General features: G+C 38.1%; 23 protein-coding genes and 1 pseudogene. All 24 read left to right on the forward strand.

Features of this window, described 5'->3' with window-relative positions; all coding sequences use genetic code 11:
* The first annotated feature begins 65 nt into the window (after window positions 1–65).
* Complete coding sequence (locus tag NST21_RS09060) at window positions 66–1,286, forward strand: flagellar hook protein FlgE (protein WP_340888764.1); 1,221 nt, start codon at window positions 66–68, stop codon at window positions 1,284–1,286.
* Between the two features lie 50 nt (window positions 1,287–1,336).
* The gene (locus tag NST21_RS09065) at window positions 1,337–1,552 is read left to right on the forward strand and encodes a flagellar FlbD family protein (RefSeq protein WP_053348013.1); all 216 of its coding nucleotides are present in this window, start codon (window positions 1,337–1,339) and stop codon (window positions 1,550–1,552) included.
* Entirely contained in the window at window positions 1,549–1,977 is a 429-nt protein-coding gene (fliL, locus tag NST21_RS09070) for a flagellar basal body-associated protein FliL (protein WP_056526779.1), read from the forward strand. Before NST21_RS09065 ends, fliL begins: the two co-directional genes overlap by 4 nt.
* Before the next feature lie 52 nt (window positions 1,978–2,029).
* Window positions 2,030–3,028 carry a flagellar motor switch protein FliM gene (gene fliM, locus NST21_RS09075; protein WP_053345333.1) on the forward strand — a complete coding sequence of 333 codons (999 nt, stop codon included), beginning with the start codon at window positions 2,030–2,032 and terminating at the stop codon, window positions 3,026–3,028.
* On the forward strand, window positions 3,018–4,235 hold the full coding sequence (gene fliY, locus NST21_RS09080; RefSeq protein ID WP_340888765.1) for a flagellar motor switch phosphatase FliY: 1,218 nt from the start codon (window positions 3,018–3,020) through the stop codon (window positions 4,233–4,235). Before fliM ends, fliY begins: the two co-directional genes overlap by 11 nt.
* Before the next feature lie 17 nt (window positions 4,236–4,252).
* Window positions 4,253–4,615: a response regulator gene (locus NST21_RS09085; RefSeq protein WP_053345335.1), complete on the forward strand. Its 363-nt coding sequence runs from the start codon at window positions 4,253–4,255 to the stop codon at window positions 4,613–4,615.
* A 23-nt stretch (window positions 4,616–4,638) separates the two neighbouring features.
* Window positions 4,639–5,292, forward strand: a complete 654-nt coding sequence (locus NST21_RS09090; RefSeq protein ID WP_340888766.1) for a flagellar biosynthetic protein FliO — start codon at window positions 4,639–4,641, stop codon at window positions 5,290–5,292.
* A complete protein-coding gene (fliP, locus tag NST21_RS09095; protein WP_053348014.1) occupies window positions 5,285–5,950 on the forward strand; it encodes a flagellar type III secretion system pore protein FliP in 666 nt (221 codons plus the stop codon). Before NST21_RS09090 ends, fliP begins: the two co-directional genes overlap by 8 nt.
* A 14-nt stretch (window positions 5,951–5,964) precedes the next feature.
* Window positions 5,965–6,234 (forward strand): flagellar biosynthesis protein FliQ, encoded by a 270-nt coding sequence (fliQ, locus tag NST21_RS09100; protein WP_056526792.1) that lies wholly within the window; start codon window positions 5,965–5,967, stop codon window positions 6,232–6,234.
* 3 nt (window positions 6,235–6,237) lie between these two features.
* Window positions 6,238–7,014 carry a flagellar biosynthetic protein FliR gene (fliR, locus tag NST21_RS09105; RefSeq protein ID WP_057213627.1) on the forward strand — a complete coding sequence of 259 codons (777 nt, stop codon included), beginning with the start codon at window positions 6,238–6,240 and terminating at the stop codon, window positions 7,012–7,014.
* 1 nt (window position 7,015) lies between these two features.
* Complete coding sequence (gene flhB, locus NST21_RS09110; RefSeq protein WP_340888767.1) at window positions 7,016–8,098, forward strand: flagellar biosynthesis protein FlhB; 1,083 nt, start codon at window positions 7,016–7,018, stop codon at window positions 8,096–8,098.
* Window positions 8,099–8,136: 38 nt separating this feature from the next.
* On the forward strand, window positions 8,137–10,173 hold the full coding sequence (flhA, locus tag NST21_RS09115; protein ID WP_340888768.1) for a flagellar biosynthesis protein FlhA: 2,037 nt from the start codon (window positions 8,137–8,139) through the stop codon (window positions 10,171–10,173).
* Window positions 10,170–11,324, forward strand: a complete 1,155-nt coding sequence (gene flhF, locus NST21_RS09120; protein WP_340888769.1) for a flagellar biosynthesis protein FlhF — start codon at window positions 10,170–10,172, stop codon at window positions 11,322–11,324. The genes flhA and flhF overlap by 4 nt, the downstream gene beginning before the upstream one ends.
* Window positions 11,308–12,174: a MinD/ParA family protein gene (locus NST21_RS09125; protein ID WP_056526804.1), complete on the forward strand. Its 867-nt coding sequence runs from the start codon at window positions 11,308–11,310 to the stop codon at window positions 12,172–12,174. The genes flhF and NST21_RS09125 overlap by 17 nt, the downstream gene beginning before the upstream one ends.
* A 10-nt stretch (window positions 12,175–12,184) precedes the next feature.
* Window positions 12,185–13,181, forward strand: a pseudogene (gene cheB, locus NST21_RS09130) (chemotaxis-specific protein-glutamate methyltransferase CheB).
* Window positions 13,182–13,201: 20 nt separating this feature from the next.
* Window positions 13,202–15,247, forward strand: a complete 2,046-nt coding sequence (locus NST21_RS09135) for a chemotaxis protein CheA (protein WP_340888770.1) — start codon at window positions 13,202–13,204, stop codon at window positions 15,245–15,247.
* A 152-nt stretch (window positions 15,248–15,399) separates the two neighbouring features.
* Window positions 15,400–15,870 carry a chemotaxis protein CheW gene (locus tag NST21_RS09140; RefSeq protein ID WP_057213641.1) on the forward strand — a complete coding sequence of 157 codons (471 nt, stop codon included), beginning with the start codon at window positions 15,400–15,402 and terminating at the stop codon, window positions 15,868–15,870.
* A gap of 4 nt (window positions 15,871–15,874) precedes the next feature.
* Entirely contained in the window at window positions 15,875–16,513 is a 639-nt protein-coding gene (locus NST21_RS09145) for a chemotaxis protein CheC (protein ID WP_340888771.1), read from the forward strand.
* Complete coding sequence (locus NST21_RS09150) at window positions 16,506–17,009, forward strand: chemotaxis protein CheD (protein WP_340888772.1); 504 nt, start codon at window positions 16,506–16,508, stop codon at window positions 17,007–17,009. Before NST21_RS09145 ends, NST21_RS09150 begins: the two co-directional genes overlap by 8 nt.
* Before the next feature lie 138 nt (window positions 17,010–17,147).
* A complete protein-coding gene (locus NST21_RS09155; protein ID WP_340888773.1) occupies window positions 17,148–17,915 on the forward strand; it encodes a FliA/WhiG family RNA polymerase sigma factor in 768 nt (255 codons plus the stop codon).
* Window positions 17,916–18,337: 422 nt separating this feature from the next.
* Window positions 18,338–18,610, forward strand: coding sequence for a hypothetical protein (locus NST21_RS09160; RefSeq protein ID WP_340888774.1), 273 nt, complete (start codon window positions 18,338–18,340; stop codon window positions 18,608–18,610).
* 61 nt (window positions 18,611–18,671) lie between these two features.
* Entirely contained in the window at window positions 18,672–19,304 is a 633-nt protein-coding gene (locus tag NST21_RS09165) for a hypothetical protein (RefSeq protein WP_340888775.1), read from the forward strand.
* A gap of 152 nt (window positions 19,305–19,456) precedes the next feature.
* Window positions 19,457–20,170: a 30S ribosomal protein S2 gene (gene rpsB, locus NST21_RS09170; RefSeq protein ID WP_056526825.1), complete on the forward strand. Its 714-nt coding sequence runs from the start codon at window positions 19,457–19,459 to the stop codon at window positions 20,168–20,170.
* Window positions 20,171–20,473: 303 nt separating this feature from the next.
* On the forward strand, window positions 20,474–21,358 hold the full coding sequence (gene tsf / locus NST21_RS09175) for a translation elongation factor Ts (protein WP_056526827.1): 885 nt from the start codon (window positions 20,474–20,476) through the stop codon (window positions 21,356–21,358).
* The last annotated feature ends 82 nt before the right edge of the window (window positions 21,359–21,440 follow it).

A 21,440-nucleotide genomic window follows, 5' to 3' on the forward strand; every position in this document is an offset into this window, starting at 1 on the left:
CCTAGTATAGGAAGCCTAGGCTGTGGAATGACAGAAGCAGTCACGATATGAAAGGGGAGCTTTTAATGCTTCGTTCAATGTACTCAGGAATAAGCGGATTGAAGAACTTACAAACAAAATTAGATGTTATCGGGAATAATGTGGCTAATGTCAACACCTATGGTTTCAAAAAAAGTCGTGTAACATTCAGTGATACGATGAACCAAACAATATCTGGTGCTAGTGCCGCGACAGCAAATAAAGGTGGTACCAACTCTAAGCAGATTGGATTGGGGTCAACTATCGCAACAATTGACACCATTCATACTCAATCAAGCTTGCAAACTACTGGACGCGATCTTGATTTGGGTATATCTGGAGATGGTTATTTCGTCGTCAAAGAAGGAGATGTATTATCTTATACACGTGCTGGTAACTTCTATTTAGATGATAATGGCACGCTTGTAAATTCTAATGGAATGAAAGTGCAAGCCTACAAGGTTGATGCAAACGGAAAACTATCAAAAACAATCGGAGATGTATCTGTAAACGTTAATGCGGTTTTACCTGCTGTAACAACTACAAAAGTAACCGTAAGTGAAAACTTGGCAGCGGACGCAATTGAGGGTTCCGTATTCAGCCAGCAAATAAAAGTTGTTGATGAAAAAGGTAAAGAACAAACAACAACTATTTATTTCAAGAAAAATGGTGAGAATAATTGGGGAGTTTATGATCAGGATCCAACTTCGGACTCTGAACTAGAGCCATTAACTACTCTTAGTTTTACGGATGGTAAATGCGATGTGACAAGCGATGTTAACCTATCAATTGATATTAGTAAAGGTGATGACAGTGATGATAGTAAAAAAATAAAATTAGATTTCGATTTCTCTACTCTTAACCAAGATAAAGGAACAACTACAGCTATGGTCAACCCGAATGGTAATAAAGAAGGGAAACTGGAGAGCTTTAATTTTGGGCCTTCAGGTGAAATTAGCGGTATCTACTCAAATGGGAAAATTGTGACTTTGGGTCAACTGGCTATTGCCAAGTTTACAAATGCATCCGGATTGACTAAAACAGGAGGCAATATATTCCAAGAATCAATAAACTCTGGTACAGCAAACATCAATGTCGCAGGTGAAGGACGCGGAACAATTGCATCAGGTTCTTTGGAAATGTCCAACGTCGATTTATCAGAAGAGTTTACGGAAATGATCGTCGCGCAACGTGGATTCCAATCGAATTCAAGAATTATCACGACATCGGATGAAATTTTACAAGAGCTGGTTAACTTAAAACGATAAGTTAAGGGAGGGAGGAGCCAGGTGCTTATTTGCTCTGGCTCCTAAATATTATTATTAAAGTCACAAGGCTGAATGGCAAAAGCTTTCATATCAATGCATTGTACATAGATACGGTCGAATCGCTGCCGGATTCGACTATTACGTTTACAAATGGGAAGAAAATTGTGGTGCTCGAGAAGGAAGAAGAAATAATTCAAGCCATTATACAATTTTATCGTACCGTGAATGTTCTGGGATTGCGTGATGATGAGGAGGAAAGGTTATGAAAAAAAAACTATTGACGATTATGTTGATTATGCTGGTGGCAATTACTCTTGTTGGCGTAATAGCGGTCGTGGTTGTTACAAAGTTATCTGATCCCACATCTGCAGAGGGTAAACCCTCCATAGATGAAATTATCAAATCATCTGTTGAAATTCCTGAAATTACAACGAATCTCTCGAGTAATGATTATATCAAAATCTCATTTATGGTCCAAACAGAAAATAAAAAAGCAAAAGAAGAGTTGGAAAAAAGAAGTTTTCAGGTGAAAAACATTATTATTGCCGAACTGTCCGAAATGAAAGCGACAGAGCTAACTGGTAAAAAGGGCAAGGAAAAACTTCAGGATACGTTAAAGACTAGAATTAATGAATTAATGGAAGAAGGAAAAGTTGAAAAGGTTTATATAACCTCCTCGATTCTTCAATAAGAACATCCTTGCTTCATTAAATAAGAAGGGGAAGCTTTGGAGGTGAGTGCTAATGTCCGGGGAAATATTATCGCAAAATGAAATCGATGCTTTGTTATCGGCCATTTCTACAGGTGAAATGGATGCAGATGATCTAAAGAAAGAAGAAGTAGAAAAAAGAGTGAAGGTGTACGACTTTAAAAGAGCACTTCGGTTTTCAAAGGATCAAATCCGCAGTTTGACTAGGATACACGAGAACTTTGCAAGATTGCTTACAACTTATTTCTCTGCTCAGCTGAGGACATATGTTCAAATATCCGTAGCATCTGCAGATCAAATTCCATATGAAGAGTTTATACGTTCAATACCTAAGATGACCATTTTGAATGTGTTTGAGGTACCGCCTCTGGATGGCCGTATCATTCTTGAGGTCAATCCGAATATCGCTTATTCCATGATGGACAGAGTTTTGGGAGGGCGGGGTATCAGCGTTAATAAAGTCGACAGTTTAACTGAAATAGAAACAAAGATCATGTCAAATCTATTTGAAAAGGCTTTTGAAAATTTACAAGAAGCTTGGGGGACGATTGTTGATATCGAACCGGTAATGACAGAGTTTGAGGTGAATCCGCAATTTTTACAATTGGTTTCACCAAATGACACAGTTGTAGTCATATCTCTAAATACGCAAATCGGTGAAACGAGCGGAATGATTAACATTTGTATTCCTCACGTCGTTTTAGAACCAATCATACCGAAGTTATCTGCTCACTACTGGATGGAAAATTCTCAAAAAGAAAGAATTCCTGAGGAAATCAAGGTTTTGGAAAATCGTATTAGGAATGCAGATCTCTCAATTATTTCCGAATTAGGAACTACGGATATTGCTATCCAGGATTTCCTTCTGCTTGATGTAGGTGATGTCATCGATTTAAATCATGCAATCGATAAGCCTTTAACAATTAAAGTAGGGGGGATTCCGAAATATAGTGGACAACCAGGCAAAGTAGGTAAAAAACACGCCATCCAGATTCTTAATATTTTGAAAGGGGGAGACGAAAATGATAAGTGATGAAATGCTTTCACAAGACGAGATAGATGCCCTTTTAAAAGGTACGAGTGATATAGAAGATGAGGTGAACTTTCTTTCGATAGAAGATTATTTATCAATGATGGAACTGGACGCGCTCGGTGAAATTGGGAATATCTCTTTTGGGAGTTCGGCCACTGCTTTATCCACTTTGTTGAATCAGAAAGTGGATATCACTACCCCGGCGGTTACATTAATTGAAAGGGGTAAGATTGCGGAAGAATTCCCGCATCCCTATGTAGCCATCCAAGTGCAATATACAGAAGGTTTTACAGGCATTAATATGCTTGTCATCAAACAAAGTGATGCGGCGATCATTGCCGATTTGATGCTTGGCGGTAATGGTTTGAATACTTCAGAGATGCTAGGAGAAATTCAACTAAGTGCGGTCCAGGAAGCAATGAACCAAATGATGGGTTCGGCTGCTACATCAATGTCGACCATTTTCAGTAAAAAGGTAGATATTTCACCACCAAGCATCGATTTACTGAACTTTTTAAATGGTGAAGGTGAAAATGCAATACCGGATGAGGATTTATTTGCAAAAATTTCTTTCCGTTTACGAGTGGGTACATTAATTGATTCCAACATTATGCAACTGTTGCCTTTAGAATTTGCAAAAGGGTTAGTCAGTGAACTATTAAATGGAACAAGTGAAAGTGAAGCCGATGAAAATAAAATGGAACAGATACAAACCAACCCAACACAGAGTAATTCTCCTCAAGAGCCGGTATCATTCCAAAATCCTGTATCGAATCAGCCGACAAATGAGAATTATGGACAAAGTGGTTACCAAACAAAACCGACATACAAAATACCGAATGAACCGCAACATTTTGGAGTTTCATCCGTTCCAACAGGACAACCGGTAAATGTTCAGCCAGCCAGTTTTTCCAGTTTTCAGCCGTATCAGCTTCAAGAGTCCGAAACGAAAAATCTTAGCATGCTGATGGATATCCCATTGCAAGTAACCGTAGAGCTTGGGAGAACAAAGCGCTCTGTCAAAGAAATTCTAGAGCTGTCATCTGGTTCTATAATTGAATTGGATAAATTAGCTGGTGAACCGGTGGATATCCTGGTAAACAGCCGCTTAATTGCAAAAGGCGAGGTTGTTGTGATTGATGAAAACTTTGGAGTTCGTGTTACGGATATTATGAGTCAGAGCGATCGACTAAAAAAACTTAGATAATTTTGGAGGACAAAAAAATGGCAAATAAAATTTTAATTGTTGACGATGCAGCATTTATGAGAATGATGATAAAAGATATCCTTTCTAAAAATGGTTTTGAAATTGTTGGAGAAGCAGCAGATGGTGCTCAGGCAGTAGAGAAATATAGAGAAACGCATCCGGATCTTGTAACGATGGATATTACTATGCCTGAAATGGATGGAATCACAGCATTAAAAGAAATTAAAAAGGTAAATCCGCAAGCGAAGGTCATAATGTGTTCTGCAATGGGGCAACAAGCAATGGTTATTGATGCAATCCAGGCAGGGGCAAAAGACTTTATTGTGAAACCATTTCAGGCAGACAGGGTATTGGAAGCCATAAACAAAGCATTAAGTTAATGAAGTAAGAGGGTGTCTTCATATTGTTTTTTATTAAAAAATGGCTTCAGGTCTCACTTGTGATAGCAGTTTTCTTCTCAGGGGCCATTCAGGCGAGTGCGGAAGATCTTGATAAAACAGTGAAGGATGTTTATGAACAGACAGATGATTTGAAAACGGATAAATCAAAAGACTCCCAAACTACCAAACAAGCTTCAAATCCCGAACAAGTGGGGATAACTATTTGGGAGTTTCTAAGGATGATCTTTGCGACCATTTTTGTGGTAGGGCTTTTATATATCATATTAAAGTTCATAAATAAAAAAAGTAAATCGTATCAAAAAGCAAATTCAGTAGAGAATTTAGGCGGGACAAGCCTTGGAGCAAATCGATCGGTTCAGCTTGTTAAAGTGGGCGATAGAATATTAGTAGTCGGAGTTGGCGAAAATATACAGCTCTTGAAAGAAATAGATAATCCCGAGGAATATGAGCAGTTAATGAAAGATTACAACGAAAAAATGGATCAAATGATTCAGCCAGGAGAATTTGCGACGAAATTGAAAAATAAGTGGCTGAAAAAAAGAGAAATCGAAACTAATAGTTTTTCCTCAGAGTTCAAAAATCAGCTCGATCAAATGTCTGATAGTAGGAAGAAGCTGTTTAATGAGCTTGAAAGGAAAGGAAGAGACAATGAATGAGTTCATGGAGTTTTTTAATAACAGCGATCCCACTAATGTCTCTACTTCCGTCAAACTTGTTCTCTTGATGACTGTTTTATCGCTTGCTCCAAGCATTTTGATTTTAATGACATGCTTTACAAGAATCATTATTGTCCTCAGTTTTGTGAGAACGTCGCTTGCTACACAACAGATGCCGCCGAATCAAGTCCTCGTTGGTCTAGCTCTTTTTATGACATTTTTTGTAATGGCACCGACTTTTCAGGAAGTGAACGAAAAAGCATTAACTCCTCTATTTAATGAAGAAATAGATTTAGAAGAGGCGTATGAGCAGACTGCGATACCTTTTAAGGAATTTATGAGTGCCCATACAAGGCAGAAGGACTTGGCCTTATTTCTAGAATATGCCAAGGTCGATAAGCCGGAAACGATACAGGATATTCCCTTGACCGCATTTGTACCAGCTTTTGCAATTAGTGAAATCAAAACAGCCTTCCAAATAGGTTTTATGATTTTTATTCCATTTCTGGTTATTGATATGGTCGTTGCAAGTGTCCTGATGTCGATGGGGATGATGATGTTACCACCAGTCATGATTTCCTTGCCGTTTAAAATCCTCCTCTTCATTCTTGTTGACGGTTGGTATTTAGTAGTGAAGTCTTTATTACAGAGTTTTTAAGCAGGTGAGAAAAAATGAGCGCAGAGTTTGTTATTGATGTAGCAGAAAAAGGAATTTATATGGTATTGATTATCGCTGGCCCCTTGATGTTGATAGCTCTTGTTGTAGGACTATTAGTAAGTATCTTTCAGGCGACCACACAGATTCAGGAACAAACCTTGGCGTTCGTTCCGAAAATTGTGGCTGTCTTATTGGCACTTATTTTACTCGCTCCATGGATGCTAAGTCATCTATTATCATACGCAAATGAAATATTCGGTAACTTGAATCGATTTGTAGGGTAGAGAATGGAGGATATATTTCCGTACTTTCCTGCATTTTTATTAATAGTGGTAAGGGTTACAACCTTTTTCGTGGCAATGCCGATTTTTTCGTATCGATCTATACCGATACAGCATCGAATCGGTCTTGGGATTTTCCTTGCTTGGATTATGTACTATACCATTGAAGCGCCGGTTCTAGCTTTGGATGTCACATTTTATTTATTAATCATAAAGGAAGCATTTGTAGGGCTTTTCATCGGGTTTGCTGCCTATATGATTTTATCAGCGGTTCAAGTTGCAGGTGGGTTAATTGACTTTCAAATGGGTTTTTCAATTGCCAATGTCATCGATCCGCAAACAGGCGCTCAAAGTCCATTAATGGGACAATATCTATATACGATTGCCTTATTATTTCTTTTAAGTACAAACGGTCATCATTTGCTTTTGGATGGAATTTTTTATAGCTATCAGTTCATCCCGATTGATCAATTATTTGTGCCCTTTGGGGACCAGGCATTAATAGAGTACTTGGCCAAAGCATTTAGTAAGACATTCATGATTGCGTTTCAAATGTCAATTCCAGTAGTGGGCAGCATTTTTTTAGTGGATGTCACGCTTGGAATTCTGGCAAGGACAGTTCCCCAATTAAATGTATTTGTTGTCGGAATTCCAGTGAAAATTATAGCAGGTTTAGCGGTTATAGTGATAGTCATGGGAATGATGATGACGGTTGTTACCCAACTTTTTAATTTCTTACTTGTGACGATGCGTCAGTTAATGCAGCTGATCGGAGGCGTATAACATGGTGTGGATTCAGCTGGATTTACAGTTTTTCGCTGGTGAAAAGACGGAAAAGGCGACTCCAAAAAAACGTCAGGATTCGAAGAAAAAAGGACAGGTAGCTAAAAGTCAGGATGTAAATACCTCTGTGAATTTAATTGCTGTGTTTTCGGTGCTATTGATGATGGGACCTTATATGTACAATCATCTTCTCGGTCTAATGAAAGAATATCTGCAACACTTTACGATTGCAGGATTCAGTGAGGAAAATATACAAATTACCATGATAGAGGTTTTGAAGGAGATGGGGCTTGTCCTCGGTCCTGTTTTTGCAGCAGCGGTGATTGCAGGGATTTTGGCTAATGTGATGCAAATTGGGTTTATGTTTTCTACTGAGTCAATTCAGTTTAAACTTGAAAAATTGGATCCTATTAAAGGATTCAAACGTATTTTTTCCTTGAGGGCAATTGTTGAATTATTGAAATCCATTCTTAAAATATCATTTGTAGGTTTAGTTGCCTTTTATGTACTTTGGCAGCGTATGGACGAGATTATGATTTTATCCCAGATTTCTGTGGAAGAAGCAATGGCAACATTGGCAGATATTACGATAAAGGTAGGGTATTATGCTGCCGTGGCTTTATTGTTCATTGCTCTATTAGACTATTTGTATCAAAAATATGACTTTGAAAAAAACATCCGGATGTCCAAACAGGATATTAAGGATGAATATAAAAATTTTGAGGGTGACCCGTTAATTAAATCAAAGATTAAGCAAAAGCAAAGGCAGATGGCAGCGCAGAGAATGATGCAGGAAGTGCCAAATGCTGATGTCGTCATCACAAACCCGACGCATTTTGCGATTGCTTTAAAATATGATGAAAATAAGGCGGAGGCTCCGTTTGTAGTGGCAAAAGGCGTTGATTTTGTAGCTCAGAAAATTAAATATATTGCTAAAGAAAACGATGTGATCATGGTGGAAAACCGTCCTTTGGCAAGGTCTTTATATGATCAAGCGGAAATAGGCCAGGCGATTCCTGAGGAATTTTTTAAGGCTGTCGCTGAAATACTCGCCTTTGTTTATAAAACGAAAGGTAAGCTGTAAAGAAGTAAAATGTGACCCGCTAGTTAGGAGAGAAGAACATGCGAGCAAGAGATTTAGTTGTCATATCGAGCGTCATCATGATTGTTGCCATGTTGGTCATTCCATTACCAACATGGTTGTTAAGTATTTTACTTCTTTTAAATATATCTCTTGCGCTGTTGGTTCTATTGACTACGATGAATATGAAAGAGCCTTTGGAATTTTCAATATTTCCTTCCTTGCTCCTTTTACTGACATTATTCAGGCTGGGGTTGAATGTGTCGACGACACGTGCCATTTTGACCTATGGTGATGCTGGCGGTGTAGTCGAAACCTTTGGCTCGTTTGTAGTCGGAGGGAACGTGCTTGTAGGTTTAGTTGTATTTATCATTTTGGTTATCATCAATTTCATCGTCATCACGAAAGGTTCTGAACGGGTGTCAGAAGTGGCAGCAAGATTTACGCTAGATGCGATGCCTGGGAAACAGATGGCCATTGATGCTGATTTGAATGCTGGGATGATCTCAGAAAATGAGGCACGTACCAGACGAGAAAAAATCAGCAATGAAGCTGACTTTTATGGATCCATGGACGGAGCGAGTAAGTTTGTTAAAGGAGACGCCATCGCCGGTATTATCATTGTCATCATCAATTTGATTTTTGGAATGATTATTGGTGTCATGCAATTGGATATGAGTTTTGGAGAATCTGCTGTTCATTTTTCCATGTTATCAGTTGGAGATGGAATTGTCAGTCAAGTGCCTGCCTTATTGATTTCAACAGCAACAGGGATAGTTGTAACCCGGGCAGCCTCGAATGGTAATCTTGGATCAGATATTGTTGAACAGTTATTTCAATATCCAAAGATGCTTTACTTGACTGCAACAACAATTTTTTTGCTAGGTTTATTCACGCCAATTTCAGATATATTTACGATTCCAATTGCAGCGTTATTAGTCATAGGAGGGTATACGATTTCTAGGATACCACAGCCGAATGAAAGTGAAATACAAGAAATGGAAGAAGTGTTGGAAACAGATGAAATGAAAAGTCCAGAAAGTGTCGTTAACCTTTTGAGTGTCGATCCAATCGAATTCGAGTTTGGATATGGACTAATTCCACTTGCTGATGCCAATCAAGGGGGAGACTTACTAGACCGTGTCGTCATGATCCGCCGACAACTGGCAATTGAAATGGGACTTGTCATTCCAGTCGTCAGAATACGAGATAATATCCAGTTGAACCCTAATGAGTATCGGCTAAAAATTAAGGGAAATGAAATTGCAAAAGGGGAATTGCTTCTGAATCACTTTTTGGCAATGAGTCCAGGAATAGAAGATGAATCAATAGAAGGAATCGATACGATAGAACCATCATTTGGTCTACCAGCTAAATGGATTACAGATGATATGAAAGAGCATGCAGAGATGATGGGCTATACAGTTGTAGATCCTCCAAGTGTTGTATCCACACATTTAACGGAAGTCATAAAAGCGAATGCTCATGAGCTTTTGGGCAGGCAGGAAACGAAACAATTGATCGATTATCTTGGTGAATCATCACCAATTCTTGTAGAAGAGGTCACCCCGAATCCTTTGTCGATAGGTGATGTACAAAAGGTATTGGCAAAATTGTTAAAGGAAAAAGTTTCTATAAGGAACTTATCAATCATTTTCGAAACACTTGCTGATTATGGTAAGTTGTCGACGGATACAGATTTGCTTACTGAATATGTACGGCAGAATTTAGCCAGGCAGATTACTAATTCCTTTATCGTAGAAGAAAATCGAATAAAAGTCATCACGTTATCGGGAAAAGTAGAAAAAACCATTGCAGATGGAGTACAACAAACTGAACATGGAAACTTTTTATCACTAGATCCAAATATATCTCAGTCCATATTGGAGGCAATTGCGGCCAAATTGGATGAGCTGACGTTAATGGAACATCAACCAATCCTACTTTGTTCTCCAGCAGTACGGATGTATACCCGGCAGTTAACAGAACGTTATTTTCCTAATGTACCGATTCTTTCATACAATGAACTCGAATCGAATGTAGAAGTACAAAGTGTAGGGGTGGTGAATATCGATTGAAAGTAAAGAAATATATGGCACCATCAATGGCCGAAGCTATGAAGCGAATAAGAGAAGAATTAGGCAGTGATGTGATTATATTAAGTTCAAAAGCTGTCTACATTGGTGGTTTCCTAGGATTATTCAAAAAACGGAATATCGAAGTCATTGCAGCCATCGATCCAGTTTCACAGCCCAATCAAATGGTAACTAAACAAAAAACGAAGAAGTTGCCTGTGAAACAAGAAATATCGAGTAACAGCACTGTTACACAGGAAGGTAACAATGAAAGTACGGATCTATTAAAAGAATTAGAAGGTTTAAAAGATATGATTAAAACTATACAAATCACATCTGATAGACACTATCCGGGAAAACTGCAGAAAATCAATGATTATCTCACAGAGCAGGAAGTGGATGTACAGCTTCGCTCGCAAATCATGGATGAATTACTTGGAAAATGGTTTGCTCTCAAACAACAATCCACTGACGAAGAAGTACAAGGTTGGTTAGAAGAAGCCTTATTTGAAATATTGGAGAAGGTTCAAAACGGGAAACCCGGTCTGCAAAAAAAATATATTAATATTGTTGGACCAACAGGAGTTGGTAAGACAACCACCCTCGCTAAAGTAGCAGCAGAGACCATGCTTAGGCATGGTAAAAAAGTGGCTTTCATTACGACAGATACATACAGGATTGCAGCAATAGATCAGCTTAAGACGTATGCAAAGATTTTAAATGTTCCGATTGAAGTAGCGTATAATTTGGAAGATTTTAAAAAAGCAACGGAACGGTTTTCTCATTATGACTTTGTATTTATAGATACTGCTGGAAGGAATTTCCGCAATCCGCAGTATGTTAAAGACCTTAGTGAAATTATTGATTTTACAGATGAGATGGAAACATATTTAGTTTTGTCATTAACTTCTAAGCAAAAGGATATGGAAGATATTTATCGGCAGTTTGCTAGCATACCAATTAAACAGATCATTTTTACAAAAGCTGACGAGACATCTACTTTCGGGGCTATATTTAATTTTATACACGCTCATAAACTAGGAGCCGCTTATATTACAAATGGACAGAATGTACCAGATGATATTGAAAAAGCTACATCATCACAGCTATTGAAAATGGCTTTTGGGGCTAAAAAATATGAAAGATCAAGCTGAGAACTTACGAAGAAGACTGGAACCCCACCAAAATCAATCAGTGGCTAAAACTCTTGCCATTTTAAGTGGTAAAGGTGGAGTCGGAAAATCTAACTTTTCTTTGAACTTTTCCCTCGCTTTATCTAAACGAGGAAAAAAGGTCCTGTTGTTCGATATGGATATCGGGATGGGAAATATAGATATTTTGATTGGTGAACATTCATCTTACAGTATCGTTGATTTCTTTGAAAGTGGTCGTAGCTTGATAGATATTATGACGACAGGCCCAGAGAGTATTTCAATCATTACGGGTGGAACAGGGCTGACAAGCCTCTTTTCCCTCGATGAAAACAAGTTTATGCGGTTTAATGAAGAATTTAGTTTGCTGTTGAAGGATTATGATTATATTTTGTTTGATATGGGGGCAGGTATAACTCAGGACTCGGCAAAATTTTTGTTATGTGTTGATGAGTTAATCGTTATTACGACGCCTGAACCGACTTCCGTAATGGATGCCTACTCTACAATGAAATACATACATTCCGTCAAAAAAGAAATTCCATATTTTCTGGTTTGTAATAGAGTTTTCACAAATAAGGAAGGCAAAGAAACGATTATGCGGCTTCAAAATGCACTTAAGAAATTTTTGGGTCTGGAAAGTGTAGCACTTGGTTACCTGCCGGACGATAGAACTGTTTCCAAAGCTGTTTCAAGACAAATACCCTTTATCCTTTTTGATTCTGAAGCTAATGTATCTAAAGCTCTTATGGATATTGCATCGAGATATACAAGCCATTCATTTGGTGGAGAATTGACTTTACAAAAAAGCAACTTCCTTAGCAATATGAAGAGATATCTTCTTGGAAAGTAGGTCTCCTTACATGGATAAAGTTAAAGTGCTGATTGTGGATGATTCTGCGTATTTGAGAAAGTTCGACACCTTAGATGTAGAGATGCAGGTTATGAATGGAAGAGAAGCATTAAATCGGATTATGGATGAATGTCCAACTGCTGAAATCATGTTTTCAAGCACGATGAAAGAAGGAATGGAAAATACCTTTGCTTCTGTGTACAGTAGAGCCTTTGACTTTGTGGCTAAACCTTTAGGTGGCATTTCACTGGATTTGCACAAAATTAAGAAAGAACGGGTTTGAAAAAGTTATGGCAGCCAGCAGTGAGAATGTTCACATACTACAAAAAAATGCAATGAATATTGAGGGGAATTCATCGTTTTGGAGAAAATATAGTAAAATAGATACAAGAGAAATGTTGGGAAATGAAAAAAACATAAATAAATGGTCCTATTGGAATAAAAAAATTATAGTCATTGGTACATCGACAGGAGGACCAAGGGCTCTTCAAACAGTATTGACGGGACTCCCAGAAACAATTGATGCACCTATTCTTGTTGTCCAGCATATGCCCTCTGGTTTTACAAAATCCTTGGCTGACCGTCTAAATTCATTATGTAGGATTCAAGTGAAGGAAGCAGAGGATGGGGAACTGATCCAAAAAGGAGTTGCTTATATTGCCCCTGGAGGTTTTCACCTGAAAGTGAGAAAAGTTGGGATGAGCATTGTAGTACTTTTGGATCAATCCGAACTGCGTAGCGGACACCGCCCTTCAGTAGATGTGCTGTTTGAATCAGTAAGTGAAATTACTGATTTTGCGAAAATAGCTGTCATCATGACCGGGATGGGGATGGATGGTTCAAGTGGGATTATTAAGTTGAATCAAACGGGTCCTTTAAAAGCGATTGCAGAGTCACAGAAGACATCAATCGTTTTTGGAATGCCGAAAGCGGCGATTGCTACCAACTTGATAGATAGCATAGAGGATGTAGAAACAATAGCTAACGCAATAATTAGCTATTGTTAACACGTGGAGGTGGAGATTGTATGGATATGAATCAGTATCTAGAGGTATTTATTGAAGAAAGTAAAGAACATCTTCAAACGTGCAGTGAACAGCTGTTGGTACTTGAGAAAAACCCGGAAGACCTTTCAATTGTTAACGAAATCTTTCGTTCCGCTCATACTTTAAAAGGGATGTCGGCCACCATGGGGTATGAGGATTTAGCGAACTTGACCCACAAAATGGAAAATGTGTTGGATGCGATTCGAAACAGTCAAATTATTCTTACCCCTGAATTGTTTGATGTGATATTTTTAGCCGTTGATGATTTAGAAGCAATTGTCATGTCTATTGCTGAAGGTGGCGATGGAAAAAGAGATGTGAAGAATGTTGTTCGTCAGCTGCAATTGATTGAAAAAGGGGAGTCGCCTGTTTTCTCTTCTATCGCAGAGACTGCAGCTGCATCTACTGTTCATGAAAAGGAAGAAGTGACAAGTGGTGAGTACGATGAATTTGAATTGACAGTCCTGCAGCAGTCCAAAGAACAAGGATTCGACAGTTATGAAATTTCGATAGATTTGCGTGAAGACTGTCTATTAAAAGCAGCAAGGGTATTTATGGTATATGAGGTGCTTGAAAAATCAGGTGAAGTAATCAAGTCCAATCCACCAGTTGAACTTTTGGAAGAAGAACAGTTTGATCGGAAGTTTACAGTTACAGTGGTAACAAAAGAATCGAGTGAAGAGCTTCATAAAAAAATCATGAAGATTTCTGAAGTGGAAAAAGTTGATATAAATGCTCTTAATCTTGACGATCTACGACACACTGCCAATGCTAAGGAGGAAAAAAAAGCTGCAGTGGATAACCAGGCCCAAGAAAGGAACGCCTTGCTTTTAAGTGAGAATAAGGAGACTAAGAAGCAGGCACCTGCTAAGCCGGCCTCAAGTAAGACTATTCGGGTAAATATCGAGCGGCTTGATATATTAATGAATTTATTTGAGGAACTTGTAATTGATAGAGGTAGACTCGATCAAATTTCAAGCGATTTGGATAACCAGGAACTGCATGAAACAGTTGAAAGAATGTCCCGGATAACCAGCGATTTGCAAACAATTGTGTTGAATATGCGGATGGTTCCTGTAGAAACTGTATTCAATCGTTTCCCTAAAATGGTTCGTCAATTAGCAAGGGATTTGAATAAGAAAGTAGATTTGGAAATCATCGGAGCTGAAACAGAACTTGATCGTACAGTTATAGATGAAATTGGTGATCCACTCGTCCATTTATTAAGAAATGCAATGGATCATGGAATTGAAACACCTGAAGAACGTCTAGCGAAAGGGAAGAATGAAGAAGGGAAAATCCTTTTAAAAGCGTATCACAGCGGCAACCATGTTTTCATTGAAATTGACGATGATGGAGCGGGAATAAATAAAGATCTTGTCTTAAACAAGGCCTTTTCCAATGGAATTTTGACAAAGGAAGCTGCTGCTACTTTAACAGATAAGCAAATCTATGAATTAATTTTTGCTTCAGGGTTCTCGACAGCTGATACCATTTCAGATGTATCAGGACGTGGTGTAGGGCTGGATGTGGTTAAAAATACGATCGAGTCATTGGGTGGGTCTGTAACGATAGATTCCAAAGAGAACGAAGGATCTATATTCCTTATACAACTTCCCCTTACATTATCGATAATTTCTGTAATGCTGGTTGAAATCCAAAAGGAAAAATATGCTATTCCACTTTCTTCTATTATAGAGACTGCGATTATAAAAAAAGAAGATATCATGAATGCTCATAATCAACAAGTTATTGACTTCAGGGGGAATGTTCTACCGCTCTTGTTCCTGAAGGAAATTTTTGAAGTGCCTGTGCATCAGGAAGAAGAGGAATTTCTCTCTGTGGTTATTGTCAGAAAAGGCGATAAATTGGCAGGATTAGTTGTGGATTCATTTATTGGACAACTCGAAATCGTCTTGAAATCTCTTGGTAATTATTTAACATCTGCTTTTGCGATATCTGGGGCAACGATATTAGGTGATGGTCAAGTTGCTTTGATCATTGATTGCAACACATTGATTCATTGATCGATAGAGAAATAGAGAGGAAACGGTCAGCAGGGTTTAACCGTGGTTATGCAATGGGCGGATGAGTTCTGATTTAAGTGGTTGTTCGCATTCAGGCGTCGTGAAGGCTACTCTCTGCTATCATCATAAATTTAATAAGAGGAGGAGAATAGATGTCGACTACAAATCTCGTTCAAGATATGAAAGTAATTGTATTTCAAATTAAAGATAAAGAATATGCCATTCCAGTAGATAAGGTTAGTGGAATTGAAAAACTTTTGCATATAACAAGAGTTCCTAAGGCTGTTCAGCTTGTTAAGGGAGTCATAAATCTAAGGGGTGTAATTACCCCAATTATTGATTTACGGGTCCGTTTTGGTTTTGAAGAGTTAGAATACAACGACTCTACAAGGATTATCGTTGTCATTTTAGATGATATGGAAGTGGGGTTAATAGTAGACTCTGCCAATGATGTATTGGATATTCCAGTTGATAGTATCGAACCGCAGCCGGAAGTTGTTGGTCATTCAGCGTCAGAATACATTAGCGGCGTGGCTAAAATTGAAAAACGACTGCTCGTGTTAATTAATTTGGAAAAGGCTTTAAGTCTTGAAGTAAATGAAAATATGAGAAAAGAAGGATAATCATATGTCGTTTATTGAGAAAATTAATCCCCTTCAGCTCGATATCTTGAAGGAAATTGGCAATATTGGCGCTGGGCACGCAGCCACTGCACTTTCGGCAATTCTTAATAGGAAAATTGATATGAATGTTCCTAATGTTCAAGTGGTTTCCTTTGATGAAATGATGGAAATGGCTGGTGGGGCTGAACAAGTTGTTGCTAGCATTTTCTTGCGAATAGCAGGCGATGCTTCCGGTAGTATGTTTTTCATCCTTTCTCTACCTGTGGCTGAATACTTCATTCAACAGATGACAGGAGATGAAACCTTTTCAATAGATGCCACTCCATATACTGATTTGGCGCTTTCTTGCCTTCAGGAATTAGGGAATATATTATCGGGATCCTATCTAACTTCTCTATCAGATTTCACCCAATTGAATTTATATCCATCTGTTCCGTCATTGAGTATCGACATGGTAGGAGCAACGATCAGTTATGGATTATTGGAATTGTCACAAGTAAGTGACACGGCCATTGTCATAGATACTGTACTTGAAAAGGATCAGCTATTTGCGGAATCTATCGACGGACATTTCTTTCTGTTACCTGATCCTGAATCTTTTGATATCATTTTCTCCTCTTTAGGAGTGACAACAAATGACTGAATTATTACACGTCAAGGTTGTAAAAGTCGGCATAGCAGATATGAATATTGTAAAACCTCCCTATTCGATCCGTACTTCAGGTCTAGGATCATGTGTTGGAGTTGTGATTTATGATGAAAAAAAAGAGATTGCCGGTTTGGCTCACGTCATGTTGCCTGACTCTTCACTCGCTAAATCGGGACATATTAACGTTGCCAAATTTGCAGATACGGCGGTAAAGGAATTAGTGCAGCGCTTAGTAAAAGAAGGGGCAAGATTGATTTTTTTAAAAGCGAAGATGGCTGGTGGGGCACAAATGTTTCAATTTGCCTCTGGAGGGGATTTCATGAGAATAGGGCCCAGAAATGTGGAAGCCGTCCGGAAAGAATTAGCAGACTTGCACATCCATGTTGTTGCTGAAGATGTGGGTGGGAATAGCGGTAGAACAATAGAATTTAATTCGAAAGATTGTATGTTAAATATCCGGACCGTGAATAAAGGGACAAAAAACATATAATAAGGGATTACGACTTGTCAGAAAAAAGTGCAACTTGAAAATGACAGACAGGAACACTTGCAATCAAAATATTGTTGCATCTAGAGCCTCTTGGGCCGTTTTGATTACAAAATGTATACAATGTTAGGAGGAAGTCCCATGTCTAATCTGACTATCGGAGAGGAACAGTTATGCTGGAAAAATTGGATTGACTGCAGAGATCAACAAGCCGGGGACATTTTGGTTAAGAAATATATCCCACTTGTATCTTATCATGTCCAACGCATTTCAGTGAGCCTGCCTAAAAATGTGAGCCGAGATGATATAAGGAGTTTGGGGATGATGGGGTTATTCAATGCCCTAGAACGTTTTGATCCAAAACGTGATCTGAAATTTGACACATATGCTTCATTTCGAATTCGTGGCGCGATACTAGATGGATTAAGGAAAGAAGATTGGCTCCCGCGAAGTGCTAGAGATAAAGCCAAGAAAATTGAGTCTGCGATCGAAAAATTAGAGCAGAAATATATGAGAAATCTTTCACCAAATGAAATTGCATCTGAATTAAAAATTCCGGAAGATGATGTATTTGCTGCATTAAATGAGAATTTCTTTGCCAACGTTTTATCAATGGATGAGAATCCTCAAGAGCAAGATGATAAAGAAGGCACAAACTTTCATATTAAAGATGAAAAAGCAAATCTACCTGAGGAACATCTGTTAAGGGAAGAACTGTATGTGGAATTAGCCAAAGTTATAGAAACATTTAATGAAAAGGAACAGTTGGTTTTACAACTTTTTTATAAAGAAGAGCTTACTTTAACCGAAATTGGACAAGTAATGAGCCTATCTACGTCGCGGATTTCTCAGATCCATTCTAAGACGATATATAAACTAAGAAACGCGATGCAGGATAAAAAGAATTAAGCAGTAATATAGAGAGGGTAAAGGGGCATGGAGGCAGGGTTTCATATCATGCTTTTAAAGAGTTCCTTTCCATTTTTTATCCGAGAGATGGAATCTGGAAACGGTTGAAGATTTCTTCCCTAAGTGCATAATAAATAATATCACCCAGATTAAATCGTCATGTGTTCGAAAATAGACCCTGTACAAGGTATATAAATTACATAGGATTCTATATTGGTGCCTGAAAGTGTAGTTTGAGTTGTGTTTTGCCTCCCAATTGTAGAGTAAACCAGCAATAAAAAAATCCACTGCCCAGTTCAGGTCCATCCAACTTAATTGGTTACGATGACGATAATACTTGCTAGTTCCTTGTTCAGTATTTTGAGTTATAGGGTCAGAAAGAGTACTGTAAATGCCGTTTTTATAGAAAGGGGTGGGTTGTCATGAGCTTTAACGCGATCGAGATGCAAATTGCTCTTTCGAGAACCCAAGATGCAGGGAAAATCCAAGAGCAAAATCAACAAAAAAATTTAATCCAACAAAATCATGCTGCCCATCAAGTTCGAGAGAATCAAGAACGGAAACAAAAGACTGTAGTAAGTGAAGAACAAAAGCTTCCCGCTCATTTTTATGAAAAAGAAGGGAATGCCGATAAATGGCAGTTTCTTAAAAAAGATAGGCAGAAAGAAAATAAGAGAAAAAAACAACAACAGTGAAAAAAGAATCTCATCCGTATAAAGGAATCAGGATTGACTATTCGGGTTAAGGGGAGGCACCATGTTAGTAATTTTTATGTTTCTACTGTTTCTTTTAAACATACTCACCATTTTCGCCATTGTCATTTTATATCTCCGTCAAAATCGTTTAAGTAAGCTCGAAAAAGACCAAAAAGCCATCATAAGTGAGATGGAAGAACTTTTGTCTGGTTATTTAATGGAAATGAAGGAAGATAACGAGACGTTGGTAAAGACTTTTACGAATTCAGTTGCATTAAAACCCAAGCGTGAGCATGAAGAACAAGAACGTGCGGTAGTGAAGAATTCCACGAGAGATAACGAAATCAAGCGAGAGAAAAAAATGTTGCTCGATTACAAAGAAGGGCGGCATATGGGAACAAAAAAGCAAGCTGCCGAAGCCTATAAAAAACAGCCAGAAGATAATGAGGAGTATAGATTTCCCTTAAGATCGGAAGATAGATTGGACCTTTCTTCAGAAGCCCCTTCTTTGTCCAACCAGGAGTATGAAAAAGAATTTTCAGGCATGTTACAGGTTGGATTAAATGAATTATCATTAAATGAACAAGTAGAATTTTTAGCGGATCAAGGCCATTCTATAGAAAAAATCGCAAAAAAATTAAATCGCGGCAAAACAGAAATTGAACTTTTATTAAAGTTTCGCATGAATAGATAATTTTTGCTTGATTGTGTCGTATCATTATGATATATTATGAAATGGTGTTAATACACACGCCCCGTGATTCTAGCAGATGGTGCTGTTTAGACAGTTTCTGTATGAAAATGATCGGTGCGGAGGAAAAACAAAACCATTTAGGAGGAACTAAAATGTCAGTCATTTCTATGAAACAATTGCTTGAAGCTGGTGTGCATTTCGGACACCAAACACGTCGCTGGAACCCGAAAATGAAGAAATATATCTTCACTGAGCGTAACGGCATCTACATCATCGACCTTCAAAAAACAGTTAAAAAGGTTGAGGAAGCTTATAACTTCGTTAAAGAACTAGCTGCTAACGGTGGAACTGTTCTTTTCGTTGGTACTAAAAAACAAGCTCAAGAATCTGTTAAAGAAGAAGCTATCCGTTCTGGTATGTACTATGTAAACCAACGTTGGTTAGGTGGAACTTTAACAAACTTTGAAACAATCCAAAAACGTATTACTCGTCTTAAAGATATCGAAAAAATGGAAGCAAACGGAACTTTCGAAGTACTTCCTAAAAAAGAAGTTATCCAACTTAAAAAAGAATGGGATCGCTTAGAGAAATTCTTAGGCGGTATTAAAGATATGAAGACTCTTCCAGATGCGATCTTCGTTATCGACCCTCGCAAAGAGCGTATTGCTGTTGCGGAAGCACACAAATTACACATTCCACTTGTTGGTATCGTTGATACAAACTGTGATCCGGATGAAATCGATGTAGTTATTCCTGCGAATGACGATGCAATCCGTGCTGTTAAATTATTAACAGGTAAAATGGCAGATGCTATCTTAGAAGCTAAACAAGGCGAAGAAACAGCAACTGAAACAACAACTGCTTAATAGGCAAAAAAGGTTGCTTAATTAGTAAGAAAAAAAGGTGATAAGAGGATAATGCCTTTTATCCCTTTTTTTTGCACTAAATAAGCATACATAAATCCCGTGCGAATTTTTTTAAAAACGTTACGGTTGATTTTCAGGGAATGAAGATAATATGACATCAGGGTTTTGTCCATAAGACTGACCGGTTGATGGTTTTTTGAGAATTTGCTATAATTTGTTGTTTTTATTGATAAAAACAGGTATTATCTGGCAAAATGGGTAAAGACTGAATAAACTGCATTTAATTTGAGGAGGATAAATATTATGGCAATCACTGCACAATTAGTTAAAGAATTGCGTGAAAAAACTGGTGCCGGCATGATGGACTGTAAAAAGGCGCTAGTACAAACTGAAGGTGATATGGAAAAAGCAATCGATTTCCTACGTGAAAAAGGAATTGCGAAAGCTGCTAATAAAGGAGACCGTATCGCTGCTGAAGGTTTAACTTCTATCGTTGTTGAAGGAAACCAAGCAGTTATCCTTGAAGTGAACTCAGAAACAGATTTCGTTGCTAAAAACGAAGGCTTCCAAGCTCTTGTTAAAGAATTGGCTGCATTCCTTCTTGCTAACAAACCTGAAAGCGTTGAAATTGCTCTTGAGCAAACAATGGAAAATGGAGCAAAAGTTGCAGATCATATCAATGCAGCAGTTGCTAAAATTGGTGAAAAATTAACTCTACGTCGTTTCCAAGTTGTTACAAAAACAGATAATGACGCATTTGGCGCATACCTTCACATGGGTGGACGTATCAGTGTGCTTTCTGTTCTTGAGGGTACAACTGATGCAGAGGCAGCTAAAGGCGTATCAATGCATATCGCTGCAATTAACCCGAAATATATTTCACGTGACCAAGTGGATGCAAGCGAACTAGACCGCGAACGTGAAGTTCTTACACAACAAGCTCTTAATGAAGGCAAACCAGAAAAAATCGTTGCGAAAATGGTTGAAGGACGTATCAACAAATTCTACGAAGAAATCTGTGTGAACGAACAAGCTTTCGTTAAAAATCCAGATCAAAAAGTTGGACAATTCGTAGAATCAAAAGGTGGAAAAATCCAATCATTCGTTCGTTATGAAGTAGGCGAAGGTCTTGAAAAACGTCAAGAAAACTTTGCTGAAGAAGTAATGAACCAAGTTAAAAAAGACTAATTGCAAGAAAATGATTGAATAGGGAACACTCTAGTGTTCCCTATTTTTTGAAATGTCATGAACTTTTGGTAGCAAGAATAAC

The organism is Peribacillus sp. FSL K6-1552, from assembly GCF_038005205.1.
Taxonomy (GTDB): Bacteria; Bacillota; Bacilli; order Bacillales; family DSM-1321; genus Peribacillus; species Peribacillus butanolivorans.